At 68.4% G+C, this 23,066-nt stretch carries 23 protein-coding genes; 17 read left to right on the top strand and 6 right to left on the bottom strand.

Going from position 1 to position 23,066, the window contains the following annotated elements:
* Positions 1–23 precede the first annotated feature (23 nt).
* Positions 24–305, top strand: a complete 282-nt coding sequence (locus tag FND50_RS22240; RefSeq protein ID WP_009473527.1) for a phosphoribosyl-ATP diphosphatase — start codon at positions 24–26, stop codon at positions 303–305.
* Positions 306–352: 47 nt separating this feature from the next.
* A complete protein-coding gene (gene hisG, locus FND50_RS22235) occupies positions 353–1,204 on the top strand; it encodes an ATP phosphoribosyltransferase (RefSeq protein WP_144287137.1) in 852 nt (283 codons plus the stop codon).
* Between the two features lie 37 nt (positions 1,205–1,241).
* On the opposite strand, the gene FND50_RS22230 is transcribed toward hisG, so the two are convergent.
* Positions 1,242–2,078: a thioesterase family protein gene (locus FND50_RS22230; protein ID WP_054246576.1), complete on the bottom strand. Its 837-nt coding sequence runs from the start codon at positions 2,076–2,078 to the stop codon at positions 1,242–1,244.
* Positions 2,075–2,980: a RecB family exonuclease gene (locus tag FND50_RS22225; protein ID WP_144287136.1), complete on the bottom strand. Its 906-nt coding sequence runs from the start codon at positions 2,978–2,980 to the stop codon at positions 2,075–2,077. The genes FND50_RS22230 and FND50_RS22225 overlap by 4 nt, the downstream gene beginning before the upstream one ends.
* A gap of 94 nt (positions 2,981–3,074) precedes the next feature.
* Between FND50_RS22225 and FND50_RS22220 the strand changes: the two genes are divergently transcribed.
* Entirely contained in the window at positions 3,075–3,929 is an 855-nt protein-coding gene (locus FND50_RS22220; RefSeq protein WP_025432818.1) for a tRNA (adenine-N1)-methyltransferase, read from the top strand.
* A 49-nt stretch (positions 3,930–3,978) separates the two neighbouring features.
* On the opposite strand, the gene FND50_RS22215 is transcribed toward FND50_RS22220, so the two are convergent.
* Positions 3,979–4,479: a hypothetical protein gene (locus FND50_RS22215; protein ID WP_144287135.1), complete on the bottom strand. Its 501-nt coding sequence runs from the start codon at positions 4,477–4,479 to the stop codon at positions 3,979–3,981.
* 182 nt (positions 4,480–4,661) lie between these two features.
* Between FND50_RS22215 and arc the strand changes: the two genes are divergently transcribed.
* Complete coding sequence (gene arc / locus FND50_RS22210; protein ID WP_005256296.1) at positions 4,662–6,437, top strand: proteasome ATPase; 1,776 nt, start codon at positions 4,662–4,664, stop codon at positions 6,435–6,437.
* Positions 6,438–6,502: 65 nt separating this feature from the next.
* On the opposite strand, the gene FND50_RS22205 is transcribed toward arc, so the two are convergent.
* Positions 6,503–7,051 (bottom strand): NUDIX domain-containing protein, encoded by a 549-nt coding sequence (locus tag FND50_RS22205; RefSeq protein WP_144287134.1) that lies wholly within the window; start codon positions 7,049–7,051, stop codon positions 6,503–6,505.
* Between the two features lie 82 nt (positions 7,052–7,133).
* Between FND50_RS22205 and FND50_RS22200 the strand changes: the two genes are divergently transcribed.
* From FND50_RS22200 to prcA, 5 genes are all read left to right on the top strand, one after another.
* On the top strand, positions 7,134–7,511 hold the full coding sequence (locus tag FND50_RS22200) for a nitroreductase family deazaflavin-dependent oxidoreductase (RefSeq protein ID WP_005243002.1): 378 nt from the start codon (positions 7,134–7,136) through the stop codon (positions 7,509–7,511).
* A gap of 74 nt (positions 7,512–7,585) precedes the next feature.
* Positions 7,586–9,085, top strand: a complete 1,500-nt coding sequence (gene dop, locus FND50_RS22195; RefSeq protein ID WP_005242993.1) for a depupylase/deamidase Dop — start codon at positions 7,586–7,588, stop codon at positions 9,083–9,085.
* A gap of 170 nt (positions 9,086–9,255) precedes the next feature.
* Positions 9,256–9,450, top strand: coding sequence for a ubiquitin-like protein Pup (locus FND50_RS22190; RefSeq protein ID WP_144287133.1), 195 nt, complete (start codon positions 9,256–9,258; stop codon positions 9,448–9,450).
* Entirely contained in the window at positions 9,447–10,331 is an 885-nt protein-coding gene (gene prcB, locus FND50_RS22185) for a proteasome subunit beta (protein ID WP_144287132.1), read from the top strand. Before FND50_RS22190 ends, prcB begins: the two co-directional genes overlap by 4 nt.
* The gene (gene prcA, locus FND50_RS22180; protein ID WP_144287131.1) at positions 10,328–11,107 is read left to right on the top strand and encodes a proteasome subunit alpha; all 780 of its coding nucleotides are present in this window, start codon (positions 10,328–10,330) and stop codon (positions 11,105–11,107) included. Before prcB ends, prcA begins: the two co-directional genes overlap by 4 nt.
* Here prcA and FND50_RS22175 read toward each other — a convergent pair.
* Positions 11,098–12,564, bottom strand: a complete 1,467-nt coding sequence (locus FND50_RS22175) for a phosphatase PAP2 family protein (RefSeq protein ID WP_144287130.1) — start codon at positions 12,562–12,564, stop codon at positions 11,098–11,100. The genes prcA and FND50_RS22175 overlap by 10 nt on opposite strands.
* Positions 12,565–12,636: 72 nt before the next feature.
* On the opposite strand from FND50_RS22175, the gene pafA reads away from it, so the two are divergent.
* The 8 genes from pafA (at position 12,637) to FND50_RS22135 (ending at position 22,070) form a co-directional block, all read left to right on the top strand.
* The gene (pafA, locus tag FND50_RS22170) at positions 12,637–13,995 is read left to right on the top strand and encodes a Pup--protein ligase (protein WP_012687833.1); all 1,359 of its coding nucleotides are present in this window, start codon (positions 12,637–12,639) and stop codon (positions 13,993–13,995) included.
* A 47-nt stretch (positions 13,996–14,042) separates the two neighbouring features.
* Positions 14,043–15,035, top strand: a complete 993-nt coding sequence (locus tag FND50_RS22165) for a YafY family protein (protein WP_144287129.1) — start codon at positions 14,043–14,045, stop codon at positions 15,033–15,035.
* The gene (locus FND50_RS22160) at positions 15,032–16,012 is read left to right on the top strand and encodes a YafY family protein (protein WP_007299063.1); all 981 of its coding nucleotides are present in this window, start codon (positions 15,032–15,034) and stop codon (positions 16,010–16,012) included. The genes FND50_RS22165 and FND50_RS22160 overlap by 4 nt, the downstream gene beginning before the upstream one ends.
* Positions 16,009–17,073, top strand: coding sequence for a 2-dehydropantoate 2-reductase (locus tag FND50_RS22155; protein ID WP_144287128.1), 1,065 nt, complete (start codon positions 16,009–16,011; stop codon positions 17,071–17,073). Before FND50_RS22160 ends, FND50_RS22155 begins: the two co-directional genes overlap by 4 nt.
* A gap of 72 nt (positions 17,074–17,145) precedes the next feature.
* The gene (tatA, locus tag FND50_RS22150; RefSeq protein WP_005563470.1) at positions 17,146–17,421 is read left to right on the top strand and encodes a Sec-independent protein translocase subunit TatA; all 276 of its coding nucleotides are present in this window, start codon (positions 17,146–17,148) and stop codon (positions 17,419–17,421) included.
* Between the two features lie 71 nt (positions 17,422–17,492).
* The gene (gene tatC / locus FND50_RS22145) at positions 17,493–18,533 is read left to right on the top strand and encodes a twin-arginine translocase subunit TatC (RefSeq protein WP_007299066.1); all 1,041 of its coding nucleotides are present in this window, start codon (positions 17,493–17,495) and stop codon (positions 18,531–18,533) included.
* A gap of 18 nt (positions 18,534–18,551) precedes the next feature.
* The gene (locus FND50_RS22140) at positions 18,552–21,281 is read left to right on the top strand and encodes an RNA helicase (protein WP_039952131.1); all 2,730 of its coding nucleotides are present in this window, start codon (positions 18,552–18,554) and stop codon (positions 21,279–21,281) included.
* Positions 21,282–21,383: 102 nt separating this feature from the next.
* Positions 21,384–22,070, top strand: a complete 687-nt coding sequence (locus FND50_RS22135; protein WP_144287127.1) for a DUF4333 domain-containing protein — start codon at positions 21,384–21,386, stop codon at positions 22,068–22,070.
* A 24-nt stretch (positions 22,071–22,094) separates the two neighbouring features.
* Here FND50_RS22135 and FND50_RS22130 read toward each other — a convergent pair whose 3' ends face one another.
* Positions 22,095–23,051 (bottom strand): 5'-3' exonuclease, encoded by a 957-nt coding sequence (locus tag FND50_RS22130; RefSeq protein WP_144287126.1) that lies wholly within the window; start codon positions 23,049–23,051, stop codon positions 22,095–22,097.
* Positions 23,052–23,066 lie beyond the last annotated feature (15 nt).

Raw genomic sequence — 23,066 nt, 5'->3', positions numbered from 1 at the left:
GGTTCGGAGAGGTCCGCGGCGGCGTGAAACAATGGGTCCTCGTGAAGACCTTCGAATCCCTGTTCGCCGAGCTGACCGAGCGTGCCGCTACCCGCCCCGAGGGGTCCGGCACCGTTGCCGCCTTGGACGCCGGCGTCCATTCGCAGGGAAAGAAGATCCTCGAAGAGGCGGGTGAGGTGTGGATCGCCGCCGAGCACGAGAGCGACGAGGCACTCGCCGAGGAGATCTCTCAGCTGCTGTACTGGACGCAGGTGCTGATGGTGGGTAAGGGCCTGAAGCTCGAGGACGTCTACCGACATCTGTGATCGGTGATCGAGACTCCTCCACCCGCTCCCGAAAGGAACCCTCAGCCATGCTGCGCGTCGCAGTCCCCAACAAGGGCTCGCTGTCCGAGTCCGCCGCCGAAATCCTCAGCGAGGCCGGCTACCGCCGTCGCACCGACTCCCGCGACCTGACCGTCCTCGACCCGTCCAACCAGGTCGAGTTCTTCTTCCTGCGCCCCAAGGACATCGCGATCTACGTCGGATCCGGTGAACTCGATCTCGGCATCACCGGCCGCGACCTCGCCCGCGACTCGGGGGCCCCCGTCTCCGAACGGCTGTCGCTCGGCTTCGGCCGCTCCACGTTCCGGTACGCCGCCCCCGCGGGCAAGGACTGGTCGGTCGAGGACCTCGCCGGACTCCGGATCGCCACGTCCTACCCCAACCTGGTGCGCGACGACCTGTCCGCACGCGGCATCGACGCCTCGGTCATCCGCCTCGACGGCGCCGTGGAGATCTCGATCCAGCTCGGCGTTGCCGACGCCATCGCCGACGTCGTCGGCTCCGGCCGCACGCTGCGCCAGCACAACCTGGCCGCGTTCGGCGACACCCTGTGCGATTCCGAAGGCGTGCTCATCGAGCGCGCCGGTTCGCCCGACGACGATTCTGCGCGGAACCAGCTGGTCGAGCGGGTGCGCGGTATCGTCTTCGCGCAGCAGAACCTGATGCTCGACTACGACTGCCCCAAGACGATCCTCGACGACGCGTTGAAGATCACCCCGGGCCTGGAGTCGCCGACACTGTCGCCGCTCGCCGACGAGAACTGGGTCGCGGTCCGGGCGATGGTGCCGATCAAGGGCCACAACGGAGTCATGGACGAACTCGCGGACCTCGGCGCCAAGGCCATTCTCGCGTCCAACATCCGGTCCTGCCGCGCACTCTGATCTCGTTCTGCCGCAACACGATCCGCGCCCGCTCCGCTCAGGGGCGGGCGCGGACCTGTACGGTCTGGGCGATCCGGCCGACGGCGCCGGTCTCGTCGTAGAGCACGCCCGCGCACATGCCCACTCCGTCGGGTCCGATGGAGGTTTCGGAGCTGACCCCCACCCAGTCGCCCTCGGGGACCCGGAAGATGTGCACGGTGAGGTCGGTGTTGAGGAACGTCCAGTCCGCCGGGTCGAGTTTCGATCCCACGCCGTTCGCGATGTCCGCGATGGAGAACAGCCGCTCGAGCGGCGTCATGGTCTCGCCGAGAACCAGTGCGGGCCGCGGCTTCGCCCACAGCTTGCCCGGGCCCTCGCATCCCATCTCGGCGATCCACCGCCAGTCGAGGGTCGTCAGGTAGCCCGAATTCCAGACCTCGCCGAACTTGCCGTCCCGGCCGGTAGACCGCGGTTCGAGTGGCGGGTCGACGACGTGGACGGCGTCGCTGGTGTCGACGGTCTCCATCCGCCACGCCGAGCCCCGCGCGACGGCACGGGGCCGGTCGCCGACGGTCCACAATTCGGCGACCACCAGCTCCACCCGGCGTCCCGGTCGCTGCACCCAGGACCGGACCTCGAGTTCGGCGATCGGGATGGGACCGAGGATCTCGACCACGACCCGCGTGAGACGCACGTCGTCGCGTGGGGCGCAGCGCTCGAGTGCCCGCACGAGCAGCGCGGACGGGGGAGCGCCGTGCTGCATCGTCTCGGCCCACACACTGATCGTCAGATCCGTGCTGTCGAACCGCTCGACGGTGATCTTCTGATCCGAGCCTACTTCCGGCGCACTCAGTGCTTCCGAACCAAGTGGTACGTAATAGGACTCGGAACTCATTCGACAATCTCCTCGAAACCCGGTGCGTCTTCTGCGGGCCCCTCCGGCCATCCCGGGTAGGGAGGCGGCGTTCCGCCGAACGAGGGGCACAGGGACTTATGATCACACCAGTCGCAGAGCCGGCTCGGCTTGGGTCGGAAATCGCCGGTGACCCCGGCCGCCAGGATGGCCTTCCAGATCGCCGACAGCGTGCGCTCGAACCGCAGCAGTTCGTCCTCGTCGGGTGCGTAGGTGAGGACCGTGCCGGACGCGAGGTACAGCAGCCGCAACTGCGCGGGGACGATGCCGCGGGTGCGCAGCAGGACCAGCGCGTAGAACTTCATCTGGAACAGTGCCTTGGACTCGGACATCTCGCGTGGTGCGCGGCCGGTCTTGTAGTCGACCACCCGCACCTCCCCGGTTGGGGCGACGTCGATGCGGTCGACGAATCCGCGGAGCAGCACCCCGTCGGCGAGTTCGGTCTCGACGCGCTGTTCGCACGATTCGGCCTCGAACCGGGTGGGGTCCTCGAGCTCGTAATACGCGGTGACGAGGGACCGCGCCTCGTCGAGGAACGTGTCGCGTTGGTCCTCGGGGACCAGGTCGATCAGGTCGGGGGCCTCGGCGAGAATGCGCTCCCACGACGGGAGGACCAGATCGACCGCCTTCTGCGGAACGCGTTCGGCCGCGGGCAGCCCGAACAGGGTCTCCAGTGCGGCGTGCACGACCGTGCCCTTCACCTGCGCGCGCGACGGCGCCTCGGGGAGCCGGTCGACCGCGCGGAAACGGTAGAGGAGCGGGCACTGCTTGAAGTCGCCGGCACGGGACGGTGACAGGGCGGGGCGCCTGTGGGTGGCCGAAGTGTCGCCGGGTTGTGACGGGGAACCCTGTGTGACGGGGGCTGGCGACTCTGAGATGCTCACACCTGGCAGGGTAGGCCCCCGGTCCGACAGTCGAGTCGGGGCGCGGTGTGGGCGTCGGACGGCGCCGGACGAACAGGCTGAGGAGTCGGTGACGATGGTGGGACGCGAAACGCGACCGAGCGGACCGTTTCGGGTGGGCGATCGCGTCCAGTTGACGGACGCCAAGGGCCGGCACTACACGGTCAACCTGGAGGCCGGCAAGGAGTTCCACACCCACCGCGGCGGCATCCTGCACGACGACCTGATCGGCACCGACGAGGGCAGCGTGGTCAAGTCGACCAACGGCACCCCGTACCTCGCGCTGCGACCGCTGCTCGTCGACTACATCCTGTCGATGCCCCGCGGGGCGCAGGTCATATACCCGAAGGACGCCGCGCAGATCGTTCACGAGGGCGACGTCTTCCCCGGCGCCCGCGTGCTCGAGGCCGGCGCCGGCTCGGGCGCGCTGACGTGCTCACTGCTGCGGGCGGTCGGACCGGAAGGCCGGGTCATCTCGTACGAGGTGCGCGACGACCACGCCGAACACGCGGTCCGGAACGTCGAGACGTTCTTCGGGGAACGCCCCGAGAACTGGGACCTGACCATCGCCGACGTCGCCGAGTTCGACGCCGAGGCGGCGGGCGGTCAGGTCGACCGGGTGGTCCTCGACATGCTCGCCCCCTGGGACGCGCTGCCCGCGGTGTCCAAGGCGCTGGTTCCCGGCGGTGTGCTCATCGTCTACGTCGCCACTGTGACGCAGCTCTCGAAGGTGGTCGAGGCGATGCGCGAGCAGGAGTGCTGGACCGAGCCGCGGTCCTGGGAATCGATCGTCCGCGGGTGGCACGTCGTCGGGCTCGCCGTGCGCCCGGAACACCGGATGCAGGGCCACACCGCGTTCCTGGTGAGTGCCCGGCGTCTGGCCGAGGGAACCGTCACCCCCAAGCCGCAGCGCCGGTCGGGCAAGGGCTGAGACACGCCTTCGGCGGCGCCCGGACAGGACGCCGCCGAAGGAGGGAAAACTAGCAGCCGGCGCGTGCCATGCCCAGCAGGGTGCACGTGCTCTCATCCGACACCTTCCAGGTGCCGTCGACGTTCTCCCACGTCCACGCGGTCGGAGCGGCCGTGCCGTGCGGGCTGACGATCGCGACGTTCGCCGTCGCGGTATCGCCCTCTACCTGCACATCCGTGACCGTGAAGGACACCGGGTAGCTGGCCATGGCCGCCGTCATGGCCTCGAGATTCGGGCGGCGTTCGTCGCCGTCGACGACCACGACGGTCTTCTCGTCGACCGGTCGGGCGGGGTCCACGAGGACCTGGAGCGTACCGAGCAGTTCGTCCGACGTGGGGGCGGCAACCGCCTCGCTCGCCGCGGACGACGTGGCCGCGGACTTCGTCGCCGCGGTGTCGGAAGCGTCGTCGGACGAGCAGGCCGACATCCCGAGCGCGAGGACCACCGCGCCCACGGCAACCACGGACCTACCGATGAAAGATGTTCCGTTCAGGGGCTTGCGGATTATCACGACGAACCCTTTCGTTACACAGAACAGAGAGAAACTGCTCGACAGGTAGGTAAGGCTAACATGAGAGGTTCGGTGGCCCAGGGCGTCACGTATGCCGATTCGCAATCGGCAGAATCCGTGTCACGGCGCAGAATTCGGGCAGTGCCGGTAGCGTTGATAGATCTCATTGGGAGGAGACGCACATGAGCTCGACAGAGAACCCCGATTCGGTTGCGGCCGCACGAGAGCTCGAGGCGTTGCGCGCAGAGGCGTCGGCACTGCGCAGGCAGCTCGCGGAGTCGCCGGAACAGCTTCGTGAGATGGAATCGCGAGTGGACTCGCTGTCCATCCGGAACACCAAGCTGATGGACACCCTCAAGGAGGCCCGTCAGCAGCTCATCGCCCTTCGAGAAGAAGTCGATCGCCTCGGCCAGCCGCCGAGCGGGTACGGCGTGCTGCTCGGAGTGCACGACGATCAGACCGTGGACGTGTTCACCTCCGGACGCAAGATGCGGTTGACCTGCTCCCCGAACGTCGACGCCGAGACCCTCAAGCTCGGCCAGACCGTGCGCCTCAACGAGGCGCTCACGATCGTGGAAGCGGGCAACTTCGAGCGTGTGGGTGAGATCAGCACGTTGCGCGAGGTCCTCGACGACGGTCAGCGCGCCCTCGTGGTCGGCCACGCCGACGAGGAACGGATCGTGTGGCTGGCCGAACCCCTCGCGACCGTCTTCGAGGAGAGCGAGAGGGAGTCGATCGCGTACGACGCGGAATCGCCTACCCGCAAACTTCGGCCGGGCGACTCCCTCCTCGTCGACACCAAGGCCGGGTACGCGTTCGAGCGGATCCCCAAGGCCGAGGTCGAGGATCTGGTCCTCGAAGAGGTTCCCGACGTGCACTACGACGACATCGGCGGCCTCGGACGGCAGATCGAGCAGATCCGTGACGCCGTCGAGTTGCCGTTCCTCCACAAGGACCTGTTCCACGAATACGAGCTGCGGCCACCGAAGGGTGTGCTCCTCTACGGTCCGCCCGGGTGCGGTAAGACGCTCATCGCCAAGGCGGTCGCCAACTCGCTCGCGAAGAAGATCGCGGAGGCCCGAGGCCAGGACAGCAAGGAAGCCAAGTCCTACTTCCTCAACATCAAAGGCCCCGAGCTGCTGAACAAGTTCGTCGGCGAGACCGAGCGGCACATCCGGCTGATCTTCCAGCGGGCCCGGGAGAAGGCGTCCGAGGGCACCCCGGTGATCGTGTTCTTCGACGAGATGGATTCGATCTTCCGTACCCGTGGGTCGGGTGTCTCCTCCGACGTCGAGACCACCGTCGTGCCTCAGCTGCTCAGTGAGATCGACGGCGTCGAGGGACTCGAGAACGTCATCGTGATCGGCGCGTCGAACCGCGAGGACATGATCGACCCCGCGATCCTGCGTCCCGGCCGCCTCGACGTGAAGATCAAGATCGAACGCCCCGACGCGGAGTCGGCGCAGGACATCTTCTCGAAGTACCTCGTCGAGACGCTGCCGGTGCACAGCGACGACATCGCGGAGTTCGGCGGCGACCGCACGGCCTGCATCCGGGTGATGATCGAACGGGTCGTCGACCGCATGTACGCCGAGAGCGAGGAGAACCGCTTCCTCGAGGTCACGTACGCCAACGGCGACAAGGAGGTCCTGTACTTCAAGGACTTCAACTCGGGCGCGATGATCCAGAACATCGTCGACCGCGCCAAGAAGTACGCGATCAAGTCGGTGCTCGACACCGGTGCCCCGGGCCTGCGGGTCCAGCACCTGTTCGACTCCATCGTCGACGAGTTCTCGGAGAACGAGGACCTGCCGAACACCACCAACCCCGACGACTGGGCCCGGATCTCGGGCAAGAAGGGTGAGCGGATCGTCTACATCCGCACGCTGGTCACCGGTAAGAACGCGAGCGCGAGCCGCGCCATCGACACCGAATCCAACACCGGCCAGTACCTGTAAGCCGTTCGGCACCACCTGCGCGGCGGGAACTCGAACACGGTTCCCGCCGCGCAGGCGGCTGTACGTCAGCGGTCCCGTGTGACGAGGTAGTCCTCCAGGAGCGCCCGGGTGTCCGGCACGAACGGCCACTGCGGGTCGCGCAGATGCGTCACCAGTTCGTGGGGCGTCCACCACCAGCCCGACGCGATCTCGCTGGCCTGGTGGACGATGGGTCCGTCCCAGTGGGTCTCGTAGGCGTACAGGTGGCACCGCAGCCGCATTCCCTGCCAGTGCCCGTCCCACGCCACCGCCGCGATGGGGGCGAGGCCCACTCCGGTGACACCCAGTTCCTCCGCCAGCTCCCGGGCTGCGGCCTCCTCCGGTGTTTCCCCGGGATCGACCACCCCACCCGCCAGACAGTCGTGATGTCCGGCGAACACCGTCTTCGTGTCCGAGCGTCGGTGCACGTAGAGGCGCTTCCCGTCCCCGGATCGGACGAGGACGCCGGCGCTCGCGTGCCACAACCCCTCGGCGTAGACGCGGGAACGCGCGGCGGACCCCACCGGTCGTCCCGCACTGTCGAACACCGCCACCACTTCGTCCGTGCCGGGTGAGGTGTTCGGTGCGGAATCCATGTGTCGATCCTGCCAGCCCCCCGGCGAACGTCGGTACTGTCGAGGTCGGGTGCTTGTTCCCGTGCCGAAGGGGTGAGAGGTCATGGCGTTGCCGCGTTCGATCGCCCGGTTCAACCGGGTCGTCACCAATCAGGTGAGTCGGCACGTCGCGACGATCCTGCCCGGTTTCGCCATCGTCGAGCACCGGGGCCGCACGTCGGGCAAGACGTATCGCACACCCGTCAACGTGTTCGTCGTGGACGGCCGCTACCGGTTCGCCCTGACGTACGGTGCGCAGAGCGACTGGGTGCGAAATGTGGTGGCGGCGGGCGGATGCACCATCGTGACGCGCCGCCGGACGGTGCACCTGACGGGCCCGAGGATCGTCACCGACAGCACCCACTCCTGGGCCCCCGCCGGGGTCCGCACGGTGCTCCGGGCGATCTCGGCGGACGAGTACCTGGAGTGCTCGCCGGACTAGCCGCCGGGAGCGGACGGCTCGCGTAGCAGGAGTGTGCCACCGGGTGGCGTCGGTGATCGCATAGGCTCGGCAGCATGCAGCGGATCATCGGTGTCGAAGTCGAGTACGGAATCTCCTCACCCAGCGAGCCTTCGGCCAATCCGATCTTGACGTCCACCCAGGCGGTGCTGGCCTATGCGGCGGCAGCGGGAGTGCCGCGCGCCAAGCGCACCCGATGGGACTACGAGGTGGAATCCCCGCTCCGGGATGCCCGCGGGTTCGACCTGGGCCGGCTGAGCGGCCCGGCGCCGGTGATTGACGCCGACGAGGTCGGCGCGGCCAACATGATCCTCACCAACGGCGCCCGGCTCTACGTCGATCACGCGCACCCCGAGTACTCGGCCCCGGAGGTCACCGACCCCCTGGACGCCGTCATCTGGGACAAGGCCGGCGAACGGGTGATGGAGGCGGCGGCCCGGCACGCGTCGAGCGTCCCCGGCGCCCCGCGACTGCAGCTGTACAAGAACAACGTGGACGGCAAGGGGGCGTCGTACGGCACCCACGAGAACTACCTGATGTCCCGGGCCACGCCGTTCTCCGCGGTGATCAACGGGCTGACGCCGTTCTTCGCGTCCCGTCAGGTGATCTGCGGGTCGGGCCGGGTGGGCATCGGCCAGTCCGGTGACGAGGCCGGTTTCCAGCTGTCGCAGCGGGCCGACTACATCGAGGTGGAGGTCGGGCTCGAGACGACACTCAAGCGCGGCATCATCAACACCCGCGACGAACCCCACGCGGACGCGGACAAGTACCGGCGTCTGCACGTCATCATCGGCGACGCGAACCTCGCCGAGATGTCCACGTACCTGAAGGTCGGGACGACGGCCCTGGTCCTCGATCTCATCGAGGCCGGCGTCGACCTCACCGACCTGCAGCTGGCCCGCCCGGTGACCGCCGTGCACCACATCAGCCACGACCCGACGCTGCGCGCCACGGTCGCGCTGGCCGACGGCCGGGAACTGACCGGGCTTGCCTTGCAGCGGATCTACCTGGACCGAGTCGACAAGTTCATGTCCGCCGAGGGCAATGACGACCCCCGCGTCGCCGATCTGATGGAGAAGTGGGCGATGGTGCTCGACCTCCTCGAGCGGGATCCGATGGAGTGCGCTCACCTGCTGGACTGGCCGGCCAAGCTGCGTCTGCTCGAGGGTTTCCGGAACCGGGAGGGCCTCAACTGGTCCGCGCCGCGACTGCATCTCGTCGACCTGCAGTACTCGGACGTGCGCCTGGACAAGGGGCTCTACAACCGGCTCGTCGCCCGCGGGTCGATGGAACGCCTCGTCTCGGAGCAGGCCGTTCTCGACGCCGTCGACACCCCGCCCACCGATACCCGCGCCTACTTCCGGGGTGAGTGCCTGCGCAAGTTCGGCGCCGACATCGCGGCCGCGAGCTGGGATTCGGTGATCTTCGATCTCGGTGGCGACTCCCTGGTCCGTATCCCCACCCTCGAGCCGTTGCGGGGCAGCAAGGCGCACGTGGGGGAGTTGCTGGAGTCGGTGGAGACCGCGAAAGAACTCGTCGACGAGCTCACGAACTGACCCGTCGACCGGTCGCGGACGGATCTGCCCCGGAACTCGCCGTCGCGTCGGCACACGTGCGGCGGCGCCGCTCGGTAGGGTGAAGGTCCGAGCGGATGATGTAGTCAGACTGCTTGGCAGGACAGGACGCTCGGAAGAAGAGCTCCCTTCACACAAGGAGGTCGGCTGCGATGGCACAAGAGCAGACCAAACGTACTGGTGGCGGCGACGAGGACGACACCCCCGGCGGTGACGGTGCCACGGGTCAGGAACGTCGCGAAAAGCTGGCCGAGGACACCGACGACCTGCTCGACGAGATCGACGACGTGCTCGAGGAGAACGCCGAAGACTTCGTCCGGGCCTATGTCCAGAAGGGCGGCCAGTGACGGCGGATCGACCGGCATTGCGGACAGGCGACGGTGACACGAAGCTCAGTTTCGGTTCGAATCTGAGCTCGTTCACCGAGTATCTGCGTGGTCACGCACCAGAATTGCTGCCGGAGAATCGGATCGGCCATCGTTCGCACTCGACACGGGGTGGTGACGGGATGGACAGCGGTGATCTCGCGCCGCACGGAACGACGATCGTGGCGCTCACCTACAAGGGCGGCGTCCTGCTCGCCGGCGACCGGCGCGCGACCCAGGGCAACCTGATCGCCAGCCGAGACGTCGAGAAGGTGTACGTCACCGACGAATATTCGGCGGCCGGTATCGCCGGCACCGCGGGGATCGCCATCGAACTGGTCCGCCTGTTCGCCGTCGAACTCGAACACTACGAGAAGATCGAGGGCGTTCAGCTGACCTTCGACGGCAAGGCCAACCGCCTGGCGTCGATGGTCCGGGGCAACCTCGGGGCGGCGATGCAGGGTCTCGCAGTGGTCCCGCTGCTCGTCGGCTACGACCTCGACGCGGACGACGAGGCCCGGGCGGGCCGCATCGTTTCGTACGACGTCGTCGGCGGCCGGTACGAGGAACGCGCCGGATACCACGCGGTCGGTTCGGGATCGTTGTTCGCGAAGTCGGCACTGAAGAAGATCTACTCGCCGGACAGCGACGAGGAGACCGCCCTGCGGGCGGCCATCGAATCGCTGTACGACGCAGCCGACGACGACTCGGCCACCGGCGGGCCCGACCTGACCCGCGGCATCTACCCGACCGCGGTCACGATCACCCAGGCCGGTGCCGTGCACGTGTCCGAGGAGGCGACGTCCGAGTTGGCTCGGCGCATCGTCGCCGAGCGCACCGAAGAAGGGGGGTCTGGGCGATGACCATGCCGTATTACGCGTCCGCCGAGCAGATCATGCGGGACCGCTCGGAACTGGCGCGCAAGGGAATTGCCCGCGGACGCAGCGTCGTGGTGCTCACGTTCCGCGACGGCGTGCTGTTCGTCGCGGAGAATCCCTCCACCGCGCTGCACAAGGTCAGCGAACTGTACGACCGACTCGGCTTCGCAGCGGTCGGCAAGTACAACGAGTTCGAGAACCTGCGGCGCGCCGGGATCGTCCACGCCGACATGCGCGGCTACTCCTACGACCGCCGAGACGTGACGGGCCGGTCGCTGGCCAACGCGTACGCGCAGACCCTGGGCACGATTTTCACCGAGCAGCCCAAGCCGTACGAGGTGGAGATCTGCGTCGCGGAGGTCGGACGCGTGGGCAGCCCGAAGGCGCCCCAGCTGTACCGCATCACCTACGACGGATCCATCGTCGACGAACAGCATTTCGTCGTGATGGGTGGCACGACCGAGCCGATCGCGACCGCCATGCGCGAGTCGTACCGTGCCGACCTCGATCTCGAGGCGGCGGTCGGCATCGCGGTCAACGCCCTGCGGCAGGGCGGTGCCGGGGAAGGCGAGAAGCGGAACGTCGACATGGCCAGCCTCGAGGTGGCCGTGCTCGACCAGTCCCGGCCGCGCCGCGCGTTCCGGCGAATCACCGGATCCGCGCTCGAACAGCTGATCCCCGCAGCGCCCGCGGCCGCCTCGGAGCCCGCTCCGGAGTCGAAGCCGGACACCGAGGCGAAGCCGACCGACGCTCAGGACTGAGGCCGGTACACCGCGATCGCTTCGGGCACCGTCCGGAAGTCGAACCTCAGGGCGTCGGCGACCACTTCACCGTCGGTGGCCAGTGCAACCGGCGAGCCGTCTACGCGGACGGTGAGCCGGGGCACGAGGGATCGCACGTACACCCGGCTGCTTCCGAGCGTCCCGGTGGCGGCAGCGAACAGCAGCCGCGGCCGGGACGCTCGCCGGTCGGCACGCACGTACCGGACGTCGAGTAGTCCGCCGGTGATGGCGGGACGCGACATCGGAACCTGATCGCCGGGGGAATACCGACCGTTCCCCACGAACAGCATCCAGACTTTCACGGGCCTGCCGTCGATGGTGACGGCGAGCGGTGTTGCGGCGGAGAGAATCCGGATCATCGCCACACATGCCGCAGGCCACTTTCCGTACCGCGGCTGCCACTTCTCCCGCAGTCGCACCGCGTCGGGATAGCCGCCGAGACTGGCGGTGTTGAGGAACGGCGCCGGCTCCTCGACATCGGTGTGGACGACGGCCTGGTCGACGAGAACCGCATGCCCGGTCTCGACGGCGTTCACCGTGTCCGAGATGTCGGCGACGCCGGCATCCCGTGCGAAGTGATTGAGCGTGCCGCCCGGGAACACCGCCAGCGGCAACGCGTGACGAGCTGCAGCGGACGCGACGGCGACCACGGTCCCGTCTCCACCGCACACTCCGAGGGCGCGCGGCTTCCTGTCGGTCACCCAGGCGTCGAGTTGTTCGGCGAAATCGCGGGCGGTGTCGAGTGCGCGCACGTCGGCCTTGGGGAGAGCGGTCGTGATCTCTTCACTCGGATCGACACTGTCGGGCCCGGACTCCGGGTTGACCACCACGAGCAGATCCTCACCGCCCCGAAGTGCCGGTGCGTCGACGGCGGGGCCCAGCTCCGCCGGTTCCTCCGTGCGCACCGCCCACCAGCGGCGGGTGCCCGACGCGACGGCCCCGCCGAGTAGCAGTCCGGCGGCAACGTCGGTCGGCCAGTGCACGCCGTTGTGCACACGGGAGTAGGCGACCGCGGCGGCAAGGGGGGCCACGACGGCAGCGGTCGCGGGCGATTCCAGGGCGACACCCGTGGTGAACGCCGCCGCCGACGCGGCATGTCCCGACGGGAACGACGAGGACCGGGGGATCGCCACCCCGCGCAGAACGTTCGTCCATACGCGGGCGGGCGGGCGCCGCCGGGGGAACAGCGGTTTGAGGATGCCGTTGGCCAGACCGCTCGCCATCATGAGGGACAGCAGTCCGCGCACACCACCGCGGCGGGCGCGCCCGCCGACCAGTCCCAGGACCGCCGCCACGAACCACCACATGAGCCCCTTGTCGGCCGCGCGGCTGAGGAAGCGCATGGCCCGGTCGAGCTCGGAGGGGCTCAGATCGGCGCTGCGGTCGAAGACGATCTCGTCGGCCCGGTGGATTCGGCGTAGGTGTCGGTTCACCATCTCAGGGTATGCGCGGGGGTCGCCAGAGGGTTTTTCCGCTCCGCCGGGTGATCGGCGTTGTACTGTCGAGGTGTGCAGCGACGAATCATGGGAATTGAGACAGAGTTCGGTGTGACCTGCACCTTCCATGGTCACAGGCGACTGAGCCCGGACGAGGTTGCGCGCTACCTGTTCCGGCGGGTGGTGTCGTGGGGCCGGAGCTCCAACGTGTTTCTCCGGAACGGTGCCCGCCTGTATCTGGACGTCGGCTCGCACCCCGAATACGCGACAGCCGAGTGCGACAACCTCATCCAGTTGGTCAACCACGACCGGGCGGGGGAGCGTGTTCTCGAGGAGCTGTTGATCGACGCCGAACAGCGGCTCGCCGAGGAAGGCATCGGCGGCGACATCTACCTGTTCAAGAACAACACGGACTCGGCGGGCAATTCGTACGGCTGTCACGAGAACTTCCTGGTGGCCCGAGCCGGCGAATTTTCCCGGATCTCGGACGTGCTGCTCCCGTTCCTGGTGACGCGGCAGCTGATCTGTGGCGCGGGAAAGGTCCTGCAGACGCCGAAGGCGGCCACGTTCTGCCTGTCGCAGCGCGCCGAGCACATCTGGGAGGGCGTGTCCTCGGCGACCACGCGGTCGCGGCCCATCATCAACACCCGTGACGAGCCGCACGCCGACGCGGAGAAGTACCGCCGCCTGCACGTGATCGTCGGCGACTCGAACATGTCCGAGTCCACCACGATGCTGAAGGTGGGCACGGCGGCGCTCGTGCTCGAGATGATCGAGGCCGGGGTGTCGTTCCGCGACTTCGCGCTCGACAACCCGATCCGCGCCATCCGCGAGGTCAGCCACGACGTCACCGGACGCCGCCCGGTGCGGCTCGCCGGCGGCCGGCAGGCCAGCGCCCTCGACATTCAGCGGGAGTACCACGCGCGCGCCGTGGAACACCTGCAGAACCGGGATCCCGATCCGCAGGTCACTCAGGTCGTCGACCTGTGGGGTCGCATGCTCGACGCCGTCGAGACACAGGACTTCGCGAAGGTCGACACGGAGATCGACTGGGTCATCAAGCGCAAGCTGTTCCAGCGCTATCAGGACCGGCACGGCTTCGAGTTGGCCGACCCGAAGATCGCGCAGCTGGATCTGGCGTACCACGACATCAAACGCGGTCGTGGCGTGTTCGACGTGCTGCAGCGCAAGGGTCTGGTGAAGCGGATCACCGAGGACGAGACGATCGAGGCGGCGGTGGACACTCCACCGCAGACAACTCGGGCGAAGCTGCGCGGCGAGTTCATCACGGCGGCGCAGGAGGCCGGACGCGACTTCACGGTCGACTGGGTGCACCTCAAGCTCAACGACCAGGCCCAGCGGACCGTGCTGTGCAAGGACCCCTTCCGGTCGGTCGACGAGCGGGTGGAGCGGCTGATTGCCTCGATGTAGCGGCGCTGTGAGAGTCCGTAACGGGCTCACCCACTAGGCTTCCGGGCGTGCCGACTTCCAAGATCGAGCGGTTGATGAACCTGGTGATCTGTCTGTTGTCCACCAGACAGTTCCTCACCGCCGAGAAGATTCGCGAGAGCGTTGCCGGGTACGCCGACTCCGCGAGCGACGAGGCGTTCAGCCGCATGTTCGAACGCGACAAGAACGAGCTCCGGGATCTCGGTGTTCCGCTCGAGACCGGGCAGGCGTCGCGCTTCTCGACGGTCGAGGGCTACCGCATCAACCGCAACGCGTACGAGCTCCCCGACATCGACCTCAGTCAGGAGGAATCCGCGGCGGTCGCGGTAGCGGTCCAGCTGTGGGAGTCCCCGGAGTTGACGTCCGCGGCTCAGGGGGCACTGCTCAAGCTGCGTGCGGCGGGTGTGCAGGTGGATCCGGATTCGGCGGCCACCCCGATCACCGCGGTGCCCGCCCGCACCCGAGGGTCCGAACCGGCGCTCGGCAAGTTGCTGGCGGCGGTCGATGCCGGCCGCGCTGTGCATTTCCCGCACCGCGGCGCCCTGAACGAGCCGTACACCCAGCGCACCGTCGAGCCCTGGGGAGTCGTCACCGCGCACGGCCGGTGGTACCTCGTCGGTCACGACGTCGACCGGGGGGCCGTCCGGACGTTCCGGCTGTCGCGGATCGGCGACGACGTGACGGAGTTCGGACCGTCCGGGGTCGTCCACAAACCGGCGGGCGTCGACCTCAGGGAGATCGTCGACCGGGTCACCGGTTCGGGTGAGGTCACGGGGACCGCCACCGTGTGGGTGGCGGAGGGCCGTGCCCACGAACTGCGTCGACTGGCGACAACGGCGGAGGAGAAGCGGGTGAACGAGCGCAGCGGCACCGTGCTCGGGATTCCGGTCCGCTCCCGGGACTGGATCGCGCGGCTGGTCGCGGGCCACGGGGCGGACGCCCTGGTCCTCGATCCGCCCGAACTACGTCACGATGTGCTGACCAAGCTGAAGGACGCCGCACGGGGAGGGGGGACGTCGTGAGCAACAGGCTCTCGTCGAGACTGTCCCGGCTCCTCAACCTGGTGCCGTACTTCATCGCGAACCCCGGGATGAGTGCGGCCGAGGCCGCCGCCGAACTGGGCGTCACCACCACACAGCTGATGTCCGACCTCAACCAGTTGTGGGTGTGCGGCCTACCCGGCTACGGTCCCGGCGACCTCATCGACCTCTCGTTCTCCGAGGAGAGCATCGAGGTGACCTTCTCGGCGGGCATCGACCGCCCGCTGCGGTTGACGTCCACCGAGGCGACAGCCCTGCTGATTGCCCTGCGTTCGCTGGTGGAGATGCCGGGCATGGTCGATCCGTCCGCGGCGCACAGCGCGATCGCGAAGATCGAGGACGCCGCGGGCACCGCGGCGGCCCGCGCGGCGGTGACGCCGACGTCGGAGCGGGAGGCGGTGGAGGACGTGGCGGAAGATCCCATAGCCGCCACGGTGCGGTCCGCGCTTCATCATCGGCGTGCCCTTCACCTGACGTACTACTCGGCGTCCCGGGACCGGGTCACCGAGCGCACCGTGGATCCGGTGCGGGTCGTGCTGGTCGACAATCAGAGTTACCTGCAGGCGTGGTGCCGGCAGGCCGAGGGGGTCCGGCTGTTCCGGCTCGACCGGATCGACGCCGCCACCGAGTTGGACGAGCCGTCCACACCGCCGGCGCAGGCACTCGTGCGGGATTCCAACCTGGAATTGTTCAGCGGCGACGCGTCCCTTCCCCAGGCCCGGTTGCACATCGGTGCCGACTGCGTCTGGGTGCTCGACTACTACCCGATGGATGTCCGGACGGTCGCTCCCGACGGCTCGGTCGAGGCGAGCATGAGTTACGGGGCGCTCGAGTGGATGGCCCGGCTCGTGCTCGGGTTCGGTTCCGGAATAACCGTGCTCGAACCTGCGGAACTGGTCGACGAGGTGCGCCGCCGGGCCGTGGAGGCGCTGTCCGCCTACGACGCCGTCGAGGCATGAGCGGCGACGGGCGTCCGCTGCGGATCAGCGTCTTCGGCGCGGGCAGCATCGGTTGCTATGTCGGGGGCCGGCTCGCGGCGGCCGGCGCCGAGGTGACCCTGATCGGCCGGGAGCGTGTCGGGGCGGAGATCCGTGAACACGGGTTGCGGCTGACGGACCTGCACGGAGCGGACATCCGGGTCGGTGCCGCCGACATCGCCTTCGCGACCGGTCCCGAGTCGGCGGCCACGGCCGATCTCGTCGTGGTCTCGGTGAAGTCGGCGGGGACACCGGAGGCAGGTGCCGCGCTGGCGTCGGCGATCGGTTCCGGCACGGTGGTGGTCAGTGCGCAGAACGGGTTGGGCAATGCGGACACCCTGCGCGCGGCACTGCCGGAGCAGGTCGTTCTCGCGGCGATGGTGCCGTTCAACGTGGTGCACCGCGGCGACGGGCATTTCCACCAGGGCTCCGAGGGTGATCTCGAGATCGAGCAGCATCCGGCGGTGCGCGCATTCGCGCCGGTCTTCGACGACGCCGGGCTGCCGCTGCACGCACGTGCGGACTTCCGCTCGGTGCAGTGGGCGAAGCTGCTGCTCAACCTGAACAACGCGGTGAACGCCCTGTCCGGCCTGCCGCTCCGCGAGGAGTTGTCGCAGCGGTCGTTCCGGCGCGCGGTCGCCCTGGCACAGCGGGAGGCGCTGACTCTCCTGACCGCCCGCGGCATCGCTGTCGCCAAGCTCACACCGCTGCCGCCGCAGTGGATTCCCCGGTTGCTGACCGTCCCGGACGGGGTGTTCCGGGTGGCGGGCAGCCGGATGCTGGCCATCGACCCGCACGCACGATCCTCGATGTGGGACGACCTCGAAGCGGGCCGGCGCACCGAAGTGGACTGGATCAGCGGGGAGATCGTGCGCCTGGCCGCGGCGTCGGGCACGGCCGCGCCGGTGAACGCGAGGCTGGTCGAATTGATCCGCGAGGCCGAGGCGGGTAGGAACCGGCACTGGTCCGGGGACGCCCTGCTCGCCGATCTGCGCTCACAGCCGGGACCCAGGAAACCGACAGGTAAACGGCAGCGCAACTAGCCGGTTTCGACCGGACCGGTGCCGTGTATGTCCGGTAGCATCGTGGTCACCTGATCTTTTGGAGGTTTCATCATGGGAGCCATGAGCCCCTGGCACTGGGCCATCGTCGCGCTGGTCGTCATCATCCTGTTCGGTTCCAAGAAGCTGCCCGACGCGGCTCGTGGACTCGGCCGTTCGCTCCGCATTTTCAAGAGCGAGGTCAAGGAGATGCAGAACGACAACAGCACGCCGGCGCCCACCGCGCAGCAGAGCGCGCCCGCCGAGCTGCCCGTGGCGGACACCACCACCGCACCGGTCACCCCTCCGGCGCCGGTGCAGCCGCAGCACACCGAGCCCAAGTCGGCATAGCCCGAGCCGCCTGACAACCGGGGTGACTCTTCACCCCGGTTGCCTGCTGACCAAGACTAGGGCGAACAACAGTGCGAATTCCGTTCGATCCGCGCCACAGCAAGCGGAGGACCAATCCCGACGGCACCATGTCGTTGGTCGATCACCTCTACGAGCTGCGCACGCGGTTGCTCCTGTCGGTGCTGGCCATCGTGGTCACCACCGCGGTGGGCTTCTTCTGGTACTCCCACCAGATTCTCGGGATCGAGAGTCTCGGTGAGCTCCTGCGCGGGCCGTACTGTTCGCTGCCGGCGTCGAGTCGCGCCGACCTGAGCAACGACGGGTCGTGCCGGCTCCTCGCGACCGGACCGTTCGAGCAGTTCATGCTCCGCTTCAAGGTCGCGCTGACGGCAGGCATCGTCCTCGCCTGTCCCATCTGGCTGTACCAGCTGTGGGCGTTCATCACGCCCGGCCTCTACTCGAAGGAGCGCCGCTACGCGATCGGCTTCGTGGTGTCCGGCGCCGCGCTGTTCCTCGCCGGCGCCGTCCTCGCCTATGTGGTCGTCGCGAAGGCCTTGCACTTCCTGCTGACGATCGGCGACAACGTCCAGATCACCGCACTCGGCGGCGCGGAATACTTCGGGTTCATCATCAACCTGCTGATCATCTTCGGTGTCAGTTTCGAGATCCCGCTGCTCATCGTCGCGCTGAACTTCGTCGGCATCCTGCCCTACGCGAAGCTCAAGGCGTGGCGCCGCGGCCTGATCTTCGCTCTGTTCGTGTTCGCCGCGATCGCCACCCCCGGGCAGGACCCGTTCTCGATGCTCGCGCTCGCGTTCGCGTTGACCCTGCTGTTCGAGGTCGCCGTGCAGATCGCCCGCATCAACGACCGCCGCAAGGCTCGTCGGACGGAGCAGGAGTGGGGTGCCCTCGACGACGACGAGGCGTCGACGATCGCCGCGCCGTCGGACCTGAACGAGGCGTTCGACGTCGCCGCCACACCGGTCCCCGAGCCGGCGGGTCGGTTCCGGCGGTCACGCAAGTCCGGGAGGTCCGGCGCCGCGAGCAAGAACGACGCGGCGAGCACGACCGGCAGCAACACACCGGGTCAGGACTTCTCCGACACCCTGTGACAACCTGACGGGGTGGCAGTGACAACAGGTGACACGACCGGCGGCACCGAACTCGATGTGTTCTCGGCGCAGCTCGGCTTCGTGCTCGACCCCTTCCAGATCAACGCCTGCCGCGCTCTCGAGGGCGGTCACGGCGTCCTCGTCTGCGCCCCGACCGGCGCGGGAAAGACCGTGGTCGGCGAATTCGCCGTGCACTTGGCGCTCGCCGCCGGTCGCAAGTGCTTCTACACGACACCCATCAAGGCGCTGAGCAATCAGAAGTACGCGGAGCTGGTGCGGCGGTACGGCAAGGACACGGTCGGGCTGCTGACCGGTGATTCGAGCATCAACTCGGACGCCCCGGTGGTCGTCATGACCACCGAGGTGCTGCGGAACATGCTGTACGCCGACTCCCCGGCGCTGCGCGGGTTGTCCCACGTCGTCATGGACGAGGTGCACTTCCTGGCGGACCGGTTCCGTGGGGCCGTGTGGGAAGAGGTGATCCTGCACCTTTCCGAGGACGTCCGCCTCGTGAGCCTGTCGGCGACCGTCAGCAACGCCGAGGAGTTCGGCGCGTGGATGGAAACGGTGCGCGGCGACACCACCGTGGTGGTCGACGAGAACCGCCCGATCCCGCTGTGGCAGCACATCATGGTCGGGAAGCGGCTGTTCGACCTCTTCGACACGAGGGCGCGCAGCGGGGACGCGCTCAAGGATCTGGTGGTCGACCAGGATCTGGTCCGGCACGTCAAACAGAGACAGGCGCTCGAGCGGGCCGACTCGTGGGAGACCCGGGGTAGGGGACGCCGCGGCGGCGGGTTCTCCAGCGACTTCCGGCCGCTGCCCCGACCGGAAGTGATCTCCCGCCTCGACGACGAGGGACTCCTCCCGGCGATCACGTTCATCTTCAGCCGCGCCGGGTGCGACGCCGCGCTGGCGCAGTGCCTGCGGTCCCGCCTCGATCTGACGACGCCGGAGCAGGTCGCCGAGATCCGGACCATCATCGACGCCCACACCGCCGAACTGCCGAAGGCCGATCTGGAGGTCCTCGGGTACTGGGAATGGCGCAAGGCGCTCGAGCGGGGGCTCGCCGCGCACCACGCGGGGATGCTGCCCGCGTTCCGGCAGACGGTCGAGGAGTTGTTCGTCAAGGGGCTGGTCCGGGCCGTGTTCGCCACCGAGACGCTGGCGCTGGGCATCAACATGCCCGCCCGCACGGTCGTCCTCGAACGCCTCGTCAAGTACAACGGCGAGGCCCACGCCGAACTCACCCCGGGGGAGTACACGCAGCTCACCGGCCGGGCGGGACGTCGCGGCATCGACATCGAGGGTCACGCGGTGGTCCTGTGGCAGCCCGGGGTGGAACCCGTGGACGTCGCCGGGCTGGCCTCCACGCGCACCTTTCCGCTCCGCAGCTCGTTCCGTCCCGGCTACAACATGACCATCAACCTGGTCGATCGCATGGGCGCGGCGGAATCACGGGCCCTGCTCGAGCGGTCGTTCGCCCAGTTCCAGGCCGACCGGTCCGTGGTCGGCCTGACGCGCGGCATCGAACGCAACGAGGCCGCGCTCACCACGCTCCGCGAACGGCTGGGCGGCGAGGACGGCGAGTACTTCGAGTACGCGCGCCTGCGGGAGGAACTGAGCAGCCGGGAACGGTCACTCGAACGGGCAGGCCGAACCGAACGCCGGGACGCCGCCGTCGCCTCGCTCGTCGCATTGCGGCGTGGCGACGTGATCGCGATCCCGGTGGGACGGCACTCCGGTCTGGCCGTGGTGCTGGAACCGGACCGGGACCCGACGGATCCGAAGCCGTTGATCCTCACCGAGGCGAAATGGGCGGGCCGGGTGTCGGCCGGCGACTTCCCCGAGCCTGCACGGTCTTTGGGGTCGATGCGGTTGCCGCGGCGCTTCGATCACCACACCGCCCGGGTGCGACGCGATCTGGCATCGGCATTGCGCAGCACCGGAATCGTTGCGCCGGGTCGCCGGAAGCGTAAGAAGTCGGGTGCCGGCGTCGACGACGCCGAGATCGCGCGGCTGCGGCGCGCCATCCGGCAGCACCCGTGCCACAGTTGGCCCGACCGCGAGCAGCTGAGCCGGATCGGTGAACGCTACAACCGGCTGGCCCGCGAGACCGAGACGATGCGGCAGAAGGTGGCTGCCACGACGAACTCGTTGGCGCGCACGTTCGATCGCATCCTGTCGCTGCTCGCCGAGCGCGACTACATCTCGCCGGGCGAACACCCCGACGCCACCGAGCACGGCACGCGGTTGAGTCGAATCTATTGCGAGAGCGACCTCTTGGTGGCCGAGTGCCTCCGGCAGGGTGTGTGGAAGGGGCTCGGGCCCGCGGAGCTCGCCGCCGTCGTGTCCGCCGTGATCTTCGAATCGCGCCGTGAAGGGGACACCGTCGAAGGCGGCGGTCCGGGAGCATTGCGGCACGCCCTCGACGAGACGGTGCGGGTGTGGCGGGAGCTGCGGGCGGACGAGATCCGGCACAAACTGCCGCCCACCCGTGAGCCGGACCTCGGCTTCGCTGCCGCGATCTTCCACTGGGCGAGCGACAATTCGCTCGTCGAGGCGCTGATCGCGGCAGGAGATCAGGGGCGTGCACTGTCTGCCGGCGACTTCGTTCGGTGGTGCAGGCAGGTGATCGACCTGCTCGAACAGGTCCGGTCGACGTCCCCCGATCCGGACGTCGGCAAAGCCGCAGGTCGTGCGGTCGCGGCGATCCGCCGCGGTGTCGTCGCCGTGGATGCTGCGTGACACGACGCCATGTGGTTGGATTCGCACGCCGTCCGAGGGCCCGAATCCGATGGTGGGGCGTTACGGTAGGTACAAAACTTGACACGTGAGCGGGAGGCGACGATGAGCGGCCCTTACGGACCGAACGACCCGAACGGGCAATGGGCCCAGGGACAGCAACCGGGCCAGGGCAACCCTGACCAGACCGGCGGCCAGTACGGGGCGCCGCAGTACGGTCAGCAGCCGCCCGCCCAGCCGTGGGGACAGCCGGGACCGGGTCAGCCTCAGCAGCCCGGGCAGCCGCAGTGGGGCCAGCACCCGCAGCAGCCCGGACAACCGCAGTGGGGTCAGCAGCCGCAACCCGGTCAGCTCGGACAGCCGGGTCCAGGACAGTGGGGTCAGCAGCCCGGGCAGCCGCAGTGGGGGCAGCAACCGGGTCAGCAGCAGTGGGGCCCGACCCCCGGCCAGCAGCAGTGGGGGCAGCCGTCGTCGTCGGGGAAGTCGAAGCTGCCGTTGATCATCGGTGGTGTGGTGGCTCTGCTGGTGATCGTGGGTATCGCCCTGGTGCTCGCGTTCACGGTCTTCGGCACGGACACGCTCGATCAGAAGGCGGCCGAGGACGGTGTCGAGCGCATCGTCACCGATTCTTACGGCGCCGAGAACGTGTCCGGTGTCACGTGCCCCGCGGATCAGGAAGTGAAGAAGGGCAACAGCTTCACGTGCAGTCTCACCGTCGACGGTGAGAAGAAGCAGGTCACTCTCACCTTCACCGACGACAAGGGCACGTACGAGGTGAGCCGCCCCAGTTAGACACGTCCTCGGCCCACCTGTCCGTCACGGAACCCGTGCGGCGGCCACCTTTTTCATCGCCGCAGTGAGGCGGCCGACGGAATTCTCGATTCCGAGTTCCTCCGCCAGCCTGCCGAGCCGGTCCGCATCGACTGGTTCGGCGGGCAGCGTGTCTTCACGGGACAGTTCGACATCCGCGTTCCGCACCACCCGCACCACCGGCAGTGCCGCGTCGAGATAATCGGCTGCGGCGGCGAATTTCGCGCGCGCACCCTTCGCCATGTCGGATTCGGGATCGACTGCGGCGGCCCGCAGGGCGGCGAGCGATCCGTATTGCATGATCAGGCTCGACGCGGTCTTCTCGCCGATTCCCTTCACACCCGGCAGCCCGTCGGACGAGTCGCCGCGCAGCAGGGCGAGTTCGGCGTAGGCCTCACCGGCCCGGTCGGCGGGCACCCCGTATTTGGCTGCGACCTCTTCCGGCCCGAGCAGTTCGGCCTTGGCGAGGCCGCGCACCACGTACAGCACCCGCACCGGCACGGGGTCGTCCGTAACGACCTGCAGGAGGTCGCGGTCGCCGGTGACGACGATGGTGGTGTCGCGAGTCTCGGTGGCGGCCAGGGTGCCGAGAACGTCGTCGGCCTCGAGCCCGTCGGCGCCGGCGGTCGCGATTCCGGTGGCGGCCAGGACATCCAGGATCATCGGGACCTGCGGCGACAGGGTGTCGGGAACCTCTTCCTCCGCCCCGCCGGTGTCCTCGGCGACCCGGTGCGCCTTGTAGGTGGGCACGGCCTCGACGCGGAACGCGGGCCGCCAGTCGAGGTCGAGGCACACTGCGAGCCGGGTCGGTTGGTGCTTGGTGATCAGTGCGGCCACCATGTCGGCGAACCCGCGCACCGCGTTGACGGATCGACCGTCGGGTGAGGTGATCGAGTCGGGTAGCGCGTAGTACGCGCGAAACCACAGGCTGGCACCGTCGAGGAGAAGCAGAGGCCCTGTCATGACCCTCATCCTGCC

Source organism: Rhodococcus sp. WB9 (genome assembly GCF_007558985.1).
In the GTDB taxonomy this organism is placed as follows: domain Bacteria; phylum Actinomycetota; class Actinomycetes; order Mycobacteriales; family Mycobacteriaceae; genus Rhodococcus_F; species Rhodococcus_F opacus.
This window is presented reverse-complemented; position numbering and strand designations above follow the sequence as displayed.